The following is a 15,048-nucleotide window of genomic DNA, read 5'->3' as shown; positions in this document are numbered from 1 at the left end:
AGTAGTACCCGTCTCCCTTTCGAGTTTCCTTCGAGTGAGGTCATCCCGTGAGCACGCTTCCCACCTCCCCCCAGTCCGCTGAGTCGGCCATCGGCACCTCGCGCGTCAAGCGCGGCATGGCCGAGCAGCTCAAGGGCGGCGTGATCATGGACGTGGTCAACGCCGAGCAGGCGAAGATCGCCGAGGACGCTGGCGCCGTGGCCGTCATGGCCCTGGAGCGGGTTCCGGCCGACATCCGCAAGGACGGCGGGGTCGCCCGCATGTCCGACCCGAACATGATCGAAGAGATCATCGAGGCCGTCTCGATCCCGGTCATGGCCAAGTCCCGCATCGGGCACTTCGTCGAGGCCCAGGTCCTGCAGTCCCTCGGCGTCGACTACATCGACGAGTCCGAGGTCCTGACCCCGGCCGACGAGGTCAACCACTCCGACAAGTGGGCCTTCACCACCCCCTTCGTCTGTGGCGCCACCAACCTGGGCGAGGCCCTGCGCCGCATCGCCGAGGGCGCGGCCATGATCCGCTCCAAGGGCGAGGCCGGCACCGGCAACGTGGTCGAGGCCGTCCGCCACCTGCGCCAGATCAAGAACGAGATCGCCCGCCTGCGCGGCTACGACAACAACGAGCTGTACGCCGCCGCCAAGGAGCTGCGCGCCCCGTACGAGCTCGTCAAGGAGGTCGCCGAGCTCGGCAAGCTCCCGGTCGTGCTGTTCTCCGCTGGTGGCGTCGCCACCCCGGCCGACGCCGCGCTGATGCGCCAGCTCGGCGCCGAGGGCGTCTTCGTCGGCTCCGGCATCTTCAAGTCCGGCGACCCGGCCAAGCGCGCCGCCGCCATCGTGAAGGCCACCACCTTCTACGACGACCCGAAGATCATCGCGGACGCCTCCCGCAACCTGGGCGAGGCCATGGTCGGCATCAACTGCGACACCCTGCCCGAGGCCGAGCGCTACGCCAACCGCGGCTGGTAGTCATCACCATGAGCACCCCCGTGATTGGTGTCCTGGCCCTCCAGGGCGACGTACGGGAGCACCTGATCGCCCTGGCCGCGGCGGACGCCGTGGCCAGGCCGGTCCGGCGTCCCGAGGAGCTCGCCGAGGTCGACGCCCTGGTGATCCCCGGCGGCGAGTCCACGACCATGTCGAAGCTCGCCGTGCTGTTCGGCATGCTGGAGCCGCTGCGCGAGCGCGTGCGGGCCGGCATGCCCGTGTACGGCACCTGCGCCGGCATGATCATGCTCGCCGACAAGCTCCTGGACGGCCGTGAGGACCAGGAGACGCTCGGCGGCATCGACATGATCGTCCGCCGCAACGCCTTCGGCCGCCAGAACGAGTCCTTCGAGGCGAAGATCGAGTTCACGGGCATAGAGGGCGGCCCCGTCGAGGGCGTCTTCATCCGCGCCCCGTGGGTCGAGTCCGTCGGCGGCGCCGCCGAGGTGCTCGCCACGTACGACGGCCACACGGTCGCCGTGCGCCAGGGCAACGTCCTGGCGACCTCGTTCCACCCCGAGCTGACCGGCGACGACCGCGTGCACGCGTACTTCGTCGACATGGTGCGCGCGGGGCTGTGACCGGGTCCCGGTAGGATCGGGAACGAACACTGTTGGTGACGCGAAGGAGACAGGCGGATGTCCGGCCACTCTAAATGGGCTACGACGAAGCACAAGAAGGCCGTGATCGATGCCAAGCGCGGCAAGCTCTTCGCGAAGCTGATCAAGAACATCGAGGTCGCGGCCCGTATGGGCGGCGCCGACATCGACGGCAACCCGACGCTCTTCGACGCCGTTCAGAAGGCCAAGAAGAGCTCGGTCCCGAACAAGAACATCGACTCCGCGGTCAAGCGCGGCGGCGGTCTCGAGGCCGGCGGCGCCGACTACGAGACGATCATGTACGAGGGCTACGGCCCGAACGGTGTCGCGGTGCTCATCGAGTGCCTCACCGACAACCGCAACCGTGCCGCCTCCGACGTGCGCGTCGCCATGACCCGCAACGGCGGCTCCATGGCGGACCCGGGCTCGGTCTCGTACCTGTTCAACCGCAAGGGTGTCGTCCTCCTGCCCAAGGGCGAGCTCTCCGAGGACGACGTCCTGGAGACGGTGCTCGAGGCGGGTGCCGAAGAGGTCAACGACCTCGGCGAGCAGTTCGAGATCATCAGCGAGGCCACCGACATGGTCGCGGTCCGTACCGCGCTCCAGGAGGCGGGCATCGACTACGACTCGGCCGACTCCAACTTCCTGCCCACCATGCAGGTCGAGCTGGACGAAGAGGGCGCGCGCAAGATCTTCAAGCTGATCGACGCGCTGGAGGACAGCGACGACGTCCAGAACGTCTTCGCCAACTTCGACGTCTCGGACGAGGTCATGGAGAAGGTCGACGCGTAACGCCGCGTCCACGCACTGACGGCGGGCCGACGGGGACACACCCCGTCGGCCCGCCGCGTTGTCAGTGGCACCGGCTAGCCTGTCGTGAGATGTCGGTGATCGCCCGCTGAGGACCGCAACCATCAATTGAGGAACCCACGCGGCGATCAGCCAGGTCCGCGAGAGCGGCGGCGGTTCAGCCGCAAAGAGGGTGGGGGGTGCGGTGAAGGTACTCGGTGTGGACCCGGGGCTGACGCGGTGCGGCGTCGGCGTCGTCGAGGGAGTCGCCGGACGCCCCCTGACCATGCTCGGCGTAGGTGTCGTACGGACGCCCGCGACCGCCGAGTTGGGCCACCGGCTCGTCGCCATCGAGCAGGGCATCGAGGAATGGCTCGACACGCACCGGCCCGAAGTCGTCGCCGTGGAGCGGGTGTTCAGCCAGCACAACGTCAGCACCGTGATGGGCACCGCCCAGGCGAGTGCAGTTGCCATGCTGTGCGCCGCCCGGCGCGGCATACCCGTCGCCCTGCACACCCCCAGTGAGGTCAAGGCCGCCGTCACCGGCAGCGGCCGGGCCGACAAGGCGCAGATCGGGGCCATGGTGACCCGGCTGCTGCGGCTCGCCGAGCCGCCCAAGCCCGCCGACGCCGCCGACGCCCTCGCCCTCGCCATCTGCCACATCTGGCGGGCCCCCGCCCAGAACCGCCTCCAGCAGGCGGTCGCCCTGCACGCCTCGAAAGGCCGTACCCGATGATCGCCTTCGTCAGCGGCCCGGTCGCCGCGCTCGCCCCCACCCTGGCCGTCATCGAGGTCGGGGGAGTGGGCATGGCCGTGCACTGCACGCCCGCCACGATCGCCGGCCTGCGGACGGGCGAGCAGGCCCGGCTGGCCACCTCCCTGGTCGTACGCGAGGACTCGCTGACCCTGTACGGCTTCGCCGACGACGACGAGCGGCAGGTCTTCGAACTGCTCCAGACCGCGAGCGGGGTCGGGCCCAGGCTGGCGCAGGCCATGCTCGGCGTGCACAGCCCGGACGCGCTGCGGCTCGCCGTCTCCACCGGGGACGAGAAGGCGCTCATGGCGGTGCCGGGCATCGGCAAGAAGGGCGCCCAGAAGCTGCTCCTGGAGCTGAAGGACAAGCTGGGGGCTCCGCGTGGTTCCAGCGGCCTGGTGGGGGCGCAGCGGGCCGCCGCGTCGGGTCCGGCGCCGTGGACGGAGCAGCTGGCGGCGGCCCTGATCGGGCTGGGCTACGCGTCGCGCGATGCGGAGGAGGCGGTGGCGGCCGTGACGCCGCAGGCCGAAGCCGCCATCGCCTCCGGCGGCGCGGCCCCCGTCCCCCAGCTCCTGCGGGCGGCCCTCCAGTCCCTGAACCGCGCCCGCTAGGCCGCGCCGCCGCTGCGAGGCCCCTGCCCCGAATTACCGGGGCTCCGCCCCGGACCCCGCTCCTCAAACGCCGGAGGGGCTGGAATTGGCCCGGCGAGGCTGGACTGCCCGCAGGGCAAAGTCAGCCCCGCCGGCGTTTGAGGCGCGGGGTCTGGGGCGGAGCCCCAGGAGGCGGCGCCGCACACGACAGACCACCGTGCAAACCGAGAAGGCAGACTGACACCGTGAACTGGGACGACGACACCGAGGCCACCGCCGAGGGCGACCGCATCGTCGCGGCCGCCGCAGACGGCGAGGACACCGCCGTGGAGGCGGCCCTGCGCCCCAAGGACCTCGGCGAGTTCGTCGGCCAGGAGAAGGTCCGCCAGCAGCTGGACCTCGTCCTCAAGGCGGCCCGCCAGCGCGGCGCCACCGCGGACCACGTCCTGCTCTCCGGTGCGCCCGGCCTCGGCAAGACCACGCTGTCGATGATCATCGCGGCCGAGATGGGCGCGCCCATCCGGATCACCTCCGGCCCGGCCATCCAGCACGCGGGCGACCTCGCAGCCATCCTCTCCTCCCTCCAGGAGGGCGAGGTCCTCTTCCTCGACGAGATCCACCGCATGTCCCGGCCCGCCGAGGAGATGCTGTACATGGCCATGGAGGACTTCCGGGTCGACGTGATCGTCGGCAAGGGGCCGGGAGCCACCGCGATCCCGCTGGAGCTGCCCCCGTTCACCCTGGTGGGGGCCACCACCAGGGCCGGACTGCTGCCCCCGCCGCTGCGCGACCGCTTCGGCTTCACCGGCCACATGGAGTTCTACGCCCCCGAGGAGCTGGAGCGGGTCATCCACCGCTCCGCCCGCCTCCTCGACGTGGAGATCGACACCGCCGGGGCCGCCGAGATCGCCGGACGGTCCCGGGGCACCCCGCGCATCGCCAACCGGCTGCTGCGCCGCGTCCGCGACTACGCCCAGGTCAGGGCCGACGGCGTGATCAACCGCGAGGTGGCCGGCACCGCCCTCCAGGTGTACGAGGTGGACGGGCGCGGGCTCGACCGGCTGGACCGGGCCGTGCTGGAGGCGCTGCTCAAGCTGTTCGGCGGCGGCCCCGTGGGGCTGTCAACCCTCGCCGTGGCCGTCGGTGAGGAGCGGGAGACCGTGGAGGAGGTCGCGGAGCCCTTCCTGGTCCGCGAGGGCCTGCTCGCGCGGACGCCCAGGGGGCGGGTGGCGACGCCCGCCGCATGGGCTCACCTGGGGCTCGTCCCGCCGCAGCACGGCGGCAGTGGATCAAGCGGACAACAGGGCTTGTTCGGGGCCTGACGGCGCGGAGGTTCGACCGCTCAGGAACTGCGGTGCCATGCTGGGCGTTGTTCCATCGGTGCGGACTCGCCTAGACTCCGCCGATGCCGACCCTTCGGGTCGGCGTGCCCACCCCCGTAGAAAAAGGCCGTCTCCCGTGCGGTCGTGCGAAGGATCTCCGTCCCGTGAATCTCGTGACACTCCTCCCGTTCATCGTGCTCATCGGGGCGATGTTCCTGATGACCCGTTCCGCGAAGAAGAAGCAGCAGGCTGCCGCGCAGATGCGCGACCAGATGACGCCCGGCACCGGCGTCCGCACCATCGGCGGCATGTACGCCACGGTGAAGGAGGTCGGTGACGACACCGTCACCCTTGAGGTGGCCCCCGGCGTCCACGCGATCTACGCGAAGAACGCCATCGGCGCCGTTCTCGAGGACGCGGAGTACAACCGCATCGTCCACGGCGTCGGCCACGACGAGCCGACCGACACGCCGGTCGTCCCGGACGACGCCTCTTCCCTGACCGAGGCCCCGAAGACGGACCTGGCCAAGGACGGGGACGAGTCCCCCAAGCTCGACCTGGGCAAGAAGGACGCCTCCGACGAGGACGCCTCCGAGAACGCCCCCGGCGACGAGCCCAAGGACGGCAAGGCCGACGGCGAGGCCGGCGCCAAGTAGCGTCGGCCGGGACCGCGGGGGCGCCTGACCGGCGGCCGCCGCGGTCCCGCCAGTGACACTTCTGCGGGGGGCAGGGGTCCCCACCACACATTTCGTGGCCGTCCGCGCGCTGACCCGGCGCGGGGCGGTTGGACAGGGAGAAACGACAAGGTGGCAGCACCGAAGAAGGGCCGGCGGCCCACGGGGGCTCAGGGGAGGCCGGGGCGCGCCCTGGCGATCATCCTGATCGCGATGGTGGCGCTCACCGCGGGGATGTTCATCTCCAAGCAGACGACTCCCCGCCTGGGCATCGACCTCGCCGGCGGTACGAGCATCACGCTCAAGGCCAAGAGCGAGCCCGGCAAGCCGGACGCGATCAACGAGACCAACATGAACACGGCGGTCGGCATCATCGAGCGCCGCGTCAACGGTCTCGGCGTGTCGGAGGCCGAGGTCCAGACCCAGGGCCGCGACCACATCATCGTGAACATCCCCAAGGGGATGAACGAGAAGCAGGCGCGCGAGCAGGTCGGCACGACCGCCCAGCTGTACTTCCGTCCCGTCCTGGCCTTCGCGGACGGCGCCCCGGTCGCTCCGGAGCCCTCGGGCAGCCCGAGCCCCTCCGCGAGCGGTTCCGGTGCTCCGAAGGCGCAGGACGGCAACAAGCCCTCCTCCCCGGCCACCCCGTCGTCCAGCGCCACTTCCCAGGGCCGCGCGCTCAGTGAGGCCCTCAAGGCCCCGAACGCCCCCACTCCCTCGCCCTCGGCGAGCGAGTCGAAGAAGGCAGACGACAAGGCGGCGCCCACCCCGACCCCGACCCCGCCTCCGTCGGGTGACGAGGCCGCTGCCGCCGCCCTCCAGGCCAAGTTCGCCACGCTCGACTGCACCGACGAGGCGCAGCGCGCCGCCGTCGGCAAGGGCGTCAAGCCCGAGGAGCCGACGCTCGCCTGTGGCCAGCGCGGCGACGCCTGGGGCAAGTGGGTGCTCGGTCCGGCCGCCGTCGAGGGCAAGGACGTGAAGAGCGCCAAGGGCGTCATCGACCAGCAGTCCGGTCAGTGGATCGTCACGATGGACTTCAACGACCGCGGCAGCGACGCCTTCGCCAAGGTCACCGGCGAGCTGGCCGCGAAGCAGATGCCGCAGAACCAGTTCGCGATCGTGCTCGACGGTTCGGTCGTCTCCGACCCGTCCGTCAGCTCCGCGATCACGGGCGGCAACGCCCAGATCTCCGGCGGCTTCACCCAGCAGTCCGCGCAGGACCTGGGCAACATGCTCTCGTACGGCGCCCTGCCGCTGTCCTTCCAGGAGGACAGCGTCACCACCGTCACCGCCGCGCTCGGCGGCGAGCAGCTGAGGGCCGGCCTGATCGCCGGAGCCATCGGCCTGCTCCTCGTCGTGATCTACCTGCTGGTGTACTACCGCGGTCTGGCGTTCATCGCCATCATCAGCCTCCTGGTGTCCGCGATCCTCACCTACACGATCATGGCGCTGCTCGGTAAGGGCATCGGCTTCGCGCTGAACCTGCCCGCCGTCTGCGGTGCGATCGTCGCGATCGGCATCACGGCGGACTCGTTCATCGTGTACTTCGAACGCATCCGTGACGAGATCCGCGAGGGCCGCACCCTGCGTCCGGCCGTCGAGCGGGCTTGGCCCCGTGCCCGGCGCACCATCCTGGTCTCCGACTTCGTGTCGTTCCTGGCCGCGGCGGTGCTCTTCATCGTCACCGTCGGCAAGGTCCAGGGCTTCGCCTTCACGCTGGGTCTGACCACCCTGCTCGACGTGGTCGTGGTGTTCCTCTTCACCAAGCCCGTCATGACGCTGCTGGCGCGCACGAAGTTCTTCTCCAGCGGTCACCCGTGGTCCGGGCTGGACCCCAAGCGGCTCGGCGCCAAGCCGCCGCTGCGCCGGTCCCGTCGTACCGGTGCCGCCCCCGCCCCCGTCGACGCAAAGGAGGCGTGAGAGATGTCGAAGCTGGGAGATCTCGGCGCCAGGCTGTACCGCGGTGAGGTCGGCTACGACTTCGTCGGCAAGCGCTTTCTCTGGTACGGCGTTTCCATCCTGATCACCATCACGGCGATCGTGGCCCTGGCCGTTCAGGGCCTCAACATGGGCATCGAGTTCAAGGGCGGTGCCGTCTTCACCACCCCGAAGACGGCCGTCTCCGTCGCCAAGGCGACGGAGGACGCGGAGAAGGCCTCGGGCCACGACGCGATCGTCCAGGAGCTCGGCACCGGCGGCCTTCGGATCCAGATCTCGGGCGTCGACACCGCCGCCGCGACCGAGGTGAAGAAGCAGCTCGCCACCGACCTCAAGGTCACCGAGGCCGATATCAACGCGGACCTGGTCGGCCCCAGCTGGGGCTCCCAGATCGCGAACAAGGCGTGGACCGGCCTCGGCATCTTCATGGTGCTCGTGGTGATCTACCTCGCCATCGCCTTCGAGTGGCGCATGGCCATCGCGGCCCTGATCGCCCTGATCCACGACCTCACGATCACCGTCGGCGTGTACGCGCTGGTCGGCTTCGAGGTCACCCCGGGTACGGTCATCGGTCTGCTGACCATCCTCGGTTACTCCCTCTACGACACCGTCGTCGTCTTCGACGGTCTGAAGGAGGGCTCGAAGGACATCACCAAGCAGACCCGCTGGACGTACAGCGAGATCGCCAACCGCAGCATCAACGGCACGCTGGTCCGCTCGATCAACACCACGGTCGTGGCGCTGCTCCCGGTCGCCGCGCTGCTGTTCATCGGCGGCGGCTTCCTGGGCGCGGGCATGCTCAACGACATCTCGCTGTCGCTGTTCGTCGGCCTCGCGGCCGGTGCGTACTCCTCGATCTTCATCGCGACCCCGCTGGTCGTGGACCTGAAGGAGCGCGAGCCCGCCATGAAGGCGCTGAAGAAGCGGGTGCTCGCCAAGCGGGCGGCCGCGACGGCGAAGGGCGAGTCCCCGGACGAGGGCTACGAGTCCGGCAGCGACGGCGACGAGCCGCAGATCGTGTCGCAGGGCCGGTCCGGGCGGCGCCGGTGACCGCGCTGCCGTCCGAGGACGTACGCGAGCTGCTGCTCAGCCGGATCAAGGACGTGCCGGACTACCCCAAGCCGGGCGTGATGTTCAAGGACATCACCCCACTGCTGGCGGACCCGAAGGCCTTCGCGGCCCTCACGGACGCGCTGGTGGAGCTGGCCGTGCGGTACGGGGCGACGAAGATCGTCGGGCTGGAGGCGCGGGGGTTCATCCTCGCGGCTCCGGTCGCCGTACAGGCCGGGATCGGCTTCGTACCGGTGCGCAAGGCCGGGAAGCTGCCGGGCGCGACGCTCGCCCAGTCCTACGAGCTGGAGTACGGGACCGCGGAGATCGAGGTCCACGCGGAGGACCTGGCGGCCGGTGACCGGGTCATGGTCATCGACGACGTACTGGCCACCGGTGGCACCGCCGAAGCCTCGCTCTCGCTGATCCGGCGGGCCGGGGCGGAGGTCGCCGGGGTGGCGGTCCTGATGGAGCTGTCGTTCCTGCCGGGGCGCCTGCGGCTGGCCGACGCGTTGGGTGCGGCTCCGCTGGATGCGCTGATCGTGGTCTGACTCTTGCTGCGCGAAGCGGCGGGTGTCCGGGTTCGCCCCGGGTGCCCGCCGCTTTCGCGTACGGCGCCGCTGCCGGGGGCTCTGCCCCCGGACCCCCGCGCCTCAAACGCCGGCGAGGCTGGTTTCGGCGGGAGGCTCGGCGAACGAGGGGGCGGAACCCTCGCTACGATGGGTTATCCGGACCGGACACGGGCACCGGATCCGCTGAGGAGCGCTCTTGCCAGACGAGGTCCAGCCAATCTCCGCCGCGCAGCCCGACCCGCAGGCCGAGCCGGCCGCGGCGCCCGCCGCCACGCCCCCGCCGGCCCCGCCGGTCAAGCCCGCGCCGGCGAAATCGGCCGGGTCCTCCAACCGGGTGCGCGCCCGCCTCGCCCGCCTCGGCGTCCAGCGTTCCAGCGCGTACAACCCGGTACTGGAGCCCCTCCTCCGGATAGTCCGCAGCAACGACCCGAAGATCGAGACGTCCACGCTGCGCCAGCTGGAGCAGGCCTACCAGGTCGCCGAGCGCTGGCACCGCGGCCAGAAGCGCAAGAGCGGCGACCCGTACATCACCCACCCGCTCGCGGTGACCACGATCCTCGCCGAGCTGGGCATGGACCCGGCCACGCTCATGGCCGGTCTGCTGCACGACACCGTCGAGGACACCGAGTACGGGCTCGAAGACCTGCGCCGTGACTTCGGCGACGCGGTGGCCCTGCTCGTCGACGGCGTCACCAAGCTCGACCGGGTCAAGTTCGGCGAGGCCGCCCAGGCCGAGACCGTCCGCAAGATGGTCGTCGCGATGGCCAAGGACCCGCGCGTCCTGGTGATCAAGCTCGCCGACCGGCTCCACAACATGCGCACCATGCGCTACCTCAAGCGGGAGAAGCAGGAGAAGAAGGCCCGCGAGACCCTTGAGATCTACGCGCCGCTGGCCCACCGCCTCGGCATGAACACGATCAAGTGGGAGCTGGAGGACCTCGCCTTCGCGATCCTCTACCCCAAGATGTACGACGAGATCGTCCGCCTGGTGGCCGAAAGAGCACCCAAGCGCGACGAGTACCTCGCCGTCGTCACCGACGAGGTGCAGACCGACCTGCGGGCGGCCCGCATCAAGGCCACCGTCACCGGCCGGCCCAAGCACTACTACAGCGTCTACCAGAAGATGATCGTCCGCGGCCGCGACTTCGCGGAGATCTACGACCTGGTGGGCATCCGCGTCCTCGTCGACACCGTCCGGGACTGCTACGCAGCCCTCGGCACGGTGCACGCGCGCTGGAACCCGGTCCCCGGCCGGTTCAAGGACTACATCGCGATGCCCAAGTTCAACATGTACCAGTCGCTCCACACGACGGTCATCGGGCCCAGCGGCAAGCCGGTCGAACTCCAGATCCGCACCTTCGACATGCACCGCCGCGCCGAGTACGGCATCGCCGCGCACTGGAAGTACAAGCAGCAGACCGTCGCCGGCACCTCCAAGGTCCGCACCGACGTCCCGCAGGCCGCCAAGGGCACCGCAGGCCAGGACACCGTCAACGACATGGCCTGGCTGCGCCAGCTGCTCGACTGGCAGAAGGAGACCGAGGACCCCGGCGAGTTCCTCGACTCGCTGCGCTTCGACCTCTCCCGCAACGAGGTCTTCGTCTTCACGCCCAAGGGCGACGTCATAGCGCTGCCCGCCGGCGCCACCCCCGTGGACTTCGCGTACGCCGTCCACACGGAGGTCGGCCACCGGACCATAGGGGCCAGGGTCAACGGGCGCCTCGTCCCGCTGGAGTCCACGCTCGACAACGGCGACCTGGTCGAGGTCTTCACCTCCAAGGCCGAGGGCGCCGGGCCCTCCCGCGACTGGCTCGGCTTCGTCAAGTCCCCGCGGGCCCGCAACAAGATCCGCGCCTGGTTCTCCAAGGAACGCCGCGACGAGGCCATCGAGCACGGCAAGGACGCCATCGCGCGGGCCATGCGCAAGCAGAACCTGCCGATCCAGCGCATCCTCACCGGCGACTCGCTCGTCACGCTCGCGCACGAGATGCGCTACCCCGACATCTCCTCCCTGTACGCGGCGATCGGCGAGGGCCACGTGGCCGCGCAGGGCGTCGTACAGAAGCTCGTGGCGGCCCTCGGCGGCGAGGAAGCGGCCAACGAGGACATCGAGGAGTCCATCCCGCCCGCCCACGGCCGGAGCAAGCGACGCAAGAACGCCGACCCGGGAGTCGTCGTCAAGGGCGTCGACGACGTGTGGGTCAAGCTGGCCCGCTGCTGCACCCCGGTGCCGGGCGACCCGATCATCGGGTTCGTCACGCGCGGCAGTGGCGTATCGGTTCACCGCGCGGACTGCGTCAACGTGGACTCGCTCTCCCAGCAGCCCGAGCGGATGCTGGAGGTCGAGTGGGCGCCCACCCAGTCCTCCGTCTTCCTGGTCGCCATCCAGGTCGAGGCACTGGACCGGTCCCGCCTGCTGTCGGACGTCACCCGGGTCCTGTCGGACCAGCACGTGAACATCCTGTCGGCGGCCGTGCAGACCTCCCGCGACCGGGTGGCCACCTCGCGGTTCACCTTCGAGATGGGCGACCCGAAGCACCTGGGGCACGTCCTGAAGGCCGTCCGCGGCGTCGAGGGCGTCTACGACGTCTACCGCGTCACCTCGGCCCGCAGGCCGTAAACGCGCCCACGCGACGGGAAGGGCCCCGGTACGGATCTCCGTACCGGGGCCCTTCCCGTGACCGCCTTCAGCGGGTTCGGCGCAGTCAGCCGCCGAACTCCTCCAGGCCCTTGAGCGCCTGGTCCAGCAGGGCCTGGCGGCCCTCCAGCTCACGGGCCAGCTTGTCGGCCTTCGCGTTGTTGCCCGCCGCGCGGGCCGCGTCGATCTGGCCGCGCAGCTTGTCCACCGCCGCCTGGAGCTGCCCCGTCAGGCCGGCCGCACGGGCCCGCGCCTCCGGGTTCGTACGACGCCACTCGCCCTCTTCGGCCTCCTGGATCGCCCGCTCCACCGCGTGCATCCGGCCCTCGACCTTCGGCCGGGCGTCCCGCGGCACGTGGCCGATGGCCTCCCAGCGCTCGTTGAGGGAGCGGAACGCGGCACGGGCCGCCTTCAGGTCCGTGACCGGGACGAGCTTCTCGGCCTCGTCGGCCAGCTCCTCCTTCAGCTTCAGGTTCTCCACCTGCTCGGCGTCCCGCTCGGCGAAGACCTCGCTGCGCGCCGCGAAGAACACGTCCTGCGCACCGCGGAAGCGGTTCCACAGGTCGTCCTCGGACTCGCGCTGGGCCCGGCCCGCCGCCTTCCAGTCCGCCATCAGCTCGCGGTAGCGGGCTGCCGTCGGACCCCAGTCGGTCGACTTCGACAGCGACTCGGCCTCCGCGACCAGCTTCTCCTTGACCTTGCGGGCGTCCTCGCGCTGCGCGTCCAGCGAGGCGAAGTGCGCCTTGCGGCGCTTGGAGAAGGCGGAGCGGGCGTGCGAGAAGCGGTGCCACAGCTCGTCGTCCGACTTGCGGTCCAGGCGCGGCAGGCCCTTCCAGATGTCCACCAGGGCCCGCAGCCGCTCGCCGGCACTGCGCCACTGGTCGCTCTGCGCCAGCTGCTCGGCCTCGACCACCAGCGCGTCCTTGGCCGCACGGGCCTCGTCCGTCTGCTTGGCCTTCTGGACCTTGCGCTCCTCGCGCCGGGACTCCACGGTCGCCACCAGCTTGTCCAGCCGGACGCGCAGCGCGTCGAGGTCGCCCACGGCATGGTGCTCTTCGACCTGCGTACGCAGGTGGTCGATCGCCGTCTGGGCGTCCTTGGCGGACAGATCGGTGGTCCGCACCCGCTTTTCGAGGAGACCGATCTCGACGACCAGGCCCTCGTACTTGCGCTCGAAGTAGGCCAGGGCCTCCTCCGGGGTGCCCGCCTGCCACGAGCCGACGACCTTCTCGCCCTCGGCAGTACGCACGTACACGGTGCCCGTCTCGTCGACTCGGCCCCACGGGTCGCTGCTCACAGCGCCTCCTCCACCTGATGCCTGTGAGGGGTTCACCCCCGGGCATCGTCCACAGTTTCCTGGGGCGGGCCGCGCCCGCCCTGCACAACGCCAACATAGGCGACCGCCGGGCCGGCTGTCCGCATCCCGCACGACGGAATATCGACGCAGCGGGTGGGGGACGCCGGCCGCGGCTCCGGGCCGCCGCGGGCCGTCAGCCCTGGGTGACCGCGCCCTTCTCGATCTTCACCTCGTTCTTCGGAGCCCCGTCCTGGCCGCCGTCGGCCGTTCCGGCCTTGGCGATGTCCTCGAGGATCTTCAGGCCGGCCGCGTCGATCTTGCCGAACGGGGTGTACCCCGGGGCCAGCGGGCTGTCCTTGTAGACCAGGAAGAACTGGCTGCCGCCGGAGCCCGGCTGCCCGGTGTTGGCCATGGCCACCGTGCCCGCCGGGTACGTCACCTGGCCCTGCTCGTTCGGCTTGCCGAGGGAGTCCAGGTTCTCGTCCGGGATGGTGTAGCCGGGGCCGCCCCGGCCTGTGCCCTCCGGGTCGCCGCACTGGAGCACGTAGATCCCGCCGGTCGTCAGCCGGTGGCACTTGGTGTTGTCGAAGTACCCCTTGTCGGCGAGCGACTTGAAGGAGTTGACCGTCTGCGGGGTCTTCGCCGCGTCCATCGCGAAGTTGATGTCGCCCGCGCTGGTCTTCAGGGCGAAGGTGTACTTCGCCTTCTGGTCGATCGCCATCTCGGGCGAGGGGGACTGCTTGGGCGTGGGCTCGGCGGACGGGCTCGCGGACGGATCCGCCGCCTGGTCCTTCTTGTCCGAGTCGAAGACGCCGCCGACGATGAGGCCGACCAGTGCCGCGACCACCACGGCCACCGCCGCACCGATCACGGCCATCCGCCGGCGCGCCTTCTGCCGGGCCTCGGCCCGGCGCTTCTGCTGGCGCTCGTACTTCTCCCTGGCGAGCTGTCGCCGCCGCTGATCGCTCGTGACCACCGGGTCGTCTCCTTGTACGTGTCTGGTACCGCTGTCCGGGCTGGGCTAGCCCGTACCGTATATGGGTTAGCTGTGTAATGAGCGGCGCCGGTAGGCTCTGAGCAGCTGCATTCCGATCCGCAGCCTCCCGCCGGACGACGATTGAGGACGAACGTGCTGATTGCCGGGTTCCCCGCCGGGGCCTGGGGGACCAACTGTTACGTGGTCGCCCCCGCCGCAGGCGAGGAGTGCGTCATCATCGACCCGGGCCACCAGGCCGCCCAGGGTGTCGAGGAGACGCTGAAGAAGCATCGGCTCAAGCCCGTCGCGGTCGTCCTGACCCATGGCCACATCGATCATGTGGCCTCGGTGGTCCCGGTGTGCGGAGCACACGACGTACCGGCCTGGATCCACCCCGAGGACCGCTACATGATGAGCGACCCGGAGAAGGCCCTCGGCCGCTCCATCGGGATGCCGCTCATGGGCGAGCTGACCGTGGGCGAGCCGGACGACGTCCGCGAGCTCACCGACGGCGCCGGACTGAAACTGGCCGGTATGGACTTCTCGGTGGCGCACGCGCCGGGGCATACCAAGGGGTCGGTGACCTTCAGGATGCCCGAACTGGCCGACGTACCGCCGGTCTTCTTCTCGGGCGACCTGCTCTTCGCCGGCTCCATCGGACGCACCGACCTGCCCGGCGGCTCCCACGCCGAGATGCTCGAGTCGCTGGCCCGCGTGTGCCTGCCGCTCGACGACTCGACCGTGGTGCTGTCCGGCCACGGTCCCCAGACCACCATCGGCCGTGAGCGCGCGACCAACCCGTACCTGCGGGAGGTCGCCGCCGGCCTGGGAGACGGCACAGCCGCTCCACGACGAGGAATGTGACG

14 protein-coding genes are annotated in these 15,048 nt (G+C 70.5%); 12 read left to right on the top strand and 2 right to left on the bottom strand.

What is annotated here, in order from left to right; all coding sequences use genetic code 11:
• Nucleotides 1-47 precede the first annotated feature (47 nt).
• From pdxS to AB0D94_RS30440, 11 genes are all read left to right on the top strand, one after another.
• Nucleotides 48-965, top strand: coding sequence for a pyridoxal 5'-phosphate synthase lyase subunit PdxS (gene pdxS / locus AB0D94_RS30490; protein ID WP_266937873.1), 918 nt, complete (start codon nt 48-50; stop codon nt 963-965).
• An 8-nt stretch (nt 966-973) separates the two neighbouring features.
• Complete coding sequence (gene pdxT / locus AB0D94_RS30485; RefSeq protein ID WP_362058300.1) at nt 974-1,564, top strand: pyridoxal 5'-phosphate synthase glutaminase subunit PdxT; 591 nt, start codon at nt 974-976, stop codon at nt 1,562-1,564.
• 57 nt (nt 1,565-1,621) lie between these two features.
• The gene (locus tag AB0D94_RS30480) at nt 1,622-2,374 is read left to right on the top strand and encodes a YebC/PmpR family DNA-binding transcriptional regulator (RefSeq protein WP_329387776.1); all 753 of its coding nucleotides are present in this window, start codon (nt 1,622-1,624) and stop codon (nt 2,372-2,374) included.
• Between the two features lie 202 nt (nt 2,375-2,576).
• Nucleotides 2,577-3,107: a crossover junction endodeoxyribonuclease RuvC gene (ruvC, locus tag AB0D94_RS30475; protein WP_362058295.1), complete on the top strand. Its 531-nt coding sequence runs from the start codon at nt 2,577-2,579 to the stop codon at nt 3,105-3,107.
• Nucleotides 3,104-3,736 carry a Holliday junction branch migration protein RuvA gene (gene ruvA / locus AB0D94_RS30470; RefSeq protein ID WP_362058292.1) on the top strand — a complete coding sequence of 211 codons (633 nt, stop codon included), beginning with the start codon at nt 3,104-3,106 and terminating at the stop codon, nt 3,734-3,736. The genes ruvC and ruvA overlap by 4 nt, the downstream gene beginning before the upstream one ends.
• A gap of 224 nt (nt 3,737-3,960) precedes the next feature.
• Nucleotides 3,961-5,037, top strand: a complete 1,077-nt coding sequence (ruvB, locus tag AB0D94_RS30465; RefSeq protein ID WP_362058289.1) for a Holliday junction branch migration DNA helicase RuvB — start codon at nt 3,961-3,963, stop codon at nt 5,035-5,037.
• A gap of 164 nt (nt 5,038-5,201) precedes the next feature.
• The gene (gene yajC / locus AB0D94_RS30460; protein ID WP_362058286.1) at nt 5,202-5,693 is read left to right on the top strand and encodes a preprotein translocase subunit YajC; all 492 of its coding nucleotides are present in this window, start codon (nt 5,202-5,204) and stop codon (nt 5,691-5,693) included.
• A 150-nt stretch (nt 5,694-5,843) separates the two neighbouring features.
• Nucleotides 5,844-7,631 (top strand): protein translocase subunit SecD, encoded by a 1,788-nt coding sequence (gene secD / locus AB0D94_RS30455; protein WP_362058283.1) that lies wholly within the window; start codon nt 5,844-5,846, stop codon nt 7,629-7,631.
• A gap of 3 nt (nt 7,632-7,634) precedes the next feature.
• Nucleotides 7,635-8,699, top strand: coding sequence for a protein translocase subunit SecF (secF, locus tag AB0D94_RS30450; protein ID WP_362058280.1), 1,065 nt, complete (start codon nt 7,635-7,637; stop codon nt 8,697-8,699).
• Nucleotides 8,696-9,250 (top strand): adenine phosphoribosyltransferase, encoded by a 555-nt coding sequence (locus AB0D94_RS30445; RefSeq protein WP_362058277.1) that lies wholly within the window; start codon nt 8,696-8,698, stop codon nt 9,248-9,250. The genes secF and AB0D94_RS30445 overlap by 4 nt, the downstream gene beginning before the upstream one ends.
• Before the next feature lie 217 nt (nt 9,251-9,467).
• Nucleotides 9,468-11,891, top strand: a complete 2,424-nt coding sequence (locus AB0D94_RS30440; protein WP_362058274.1) for a bifunctional (p)ppGpp synthetase/guanosine-3',5'-bis(diphosphate) 3'-pyrophosphohydrolase — start codon at nt 9,468-9,470, stop codon at nt 11,889-11,891.
• Nucleotides 11,892-11,976: 85 nt separating this feature from the next.
• On the opposite strand, the gene AB0D94_RS30435 is transcribed toward AB0D94_RS30440, so the two are convergent.
• Together AB0D94_RS30435 and AB0D94_RS30430 are read right to left on the bottom strand one after the other, a co-directional pair.
• On the bottom strand, nt 11,977-13,206 hold the full coding sequence (locus AB0D94_RS30435) for a DUF349 domain-containing protein (RefSeq protein WP_362058271.1): 1,230 nt from the start codon (nt 13,204-13,206) through the stop codon (nt 11,977-11,979).
• A gap of 193 nt (nt 13,207-13,399) precedes the next feature.
• Nucleotides 13,400-14,182 carry a peptidylprolyl isomerase gene (locus AB0D94_RS30430; RefSeq protein ID WP_362058268.1) on the bottom strand — a complete coding sequence of 261 codons (783 nt, stop codon included), beginning with the start codon at nt 14,180-14,182 and terminating at the stop codon, nt 13,400-13,402.
• Nucleotides 14,183-14,335: 153 nt separating this feature from the next.
• Between AB0D94_RS30430 and AB0D94_RS30425 the strand changes: the two genes are divergently transcribed.
• On the top strand, nt 14,336-15,046 hold the full coding sequence (locus AB0D94_RS30425) for an MBL fold metallo-hydrolase (RefSeq protein ID WP_362058265.1): 711 nt from the start codon (nt 14,336-14,338) through the stop codon (nt 15,044-15,046).
• Nucleotides 15,047-15,048: the final 2 nt, after the last annotated feature.

This window comes from Streptomyces sp. NPDC048255, assembly GCF_040652415.1.
Classification (GTDB): Bacteria; Actinomycetota; Actinomycetes; order Streptomycetales; family Streptomycetaceae; genus Streptomyces.
Note: the sequence above shows the minus strand (reverse complement) of the source record. Positions and strands in the feature narration are given on the sequence as shown.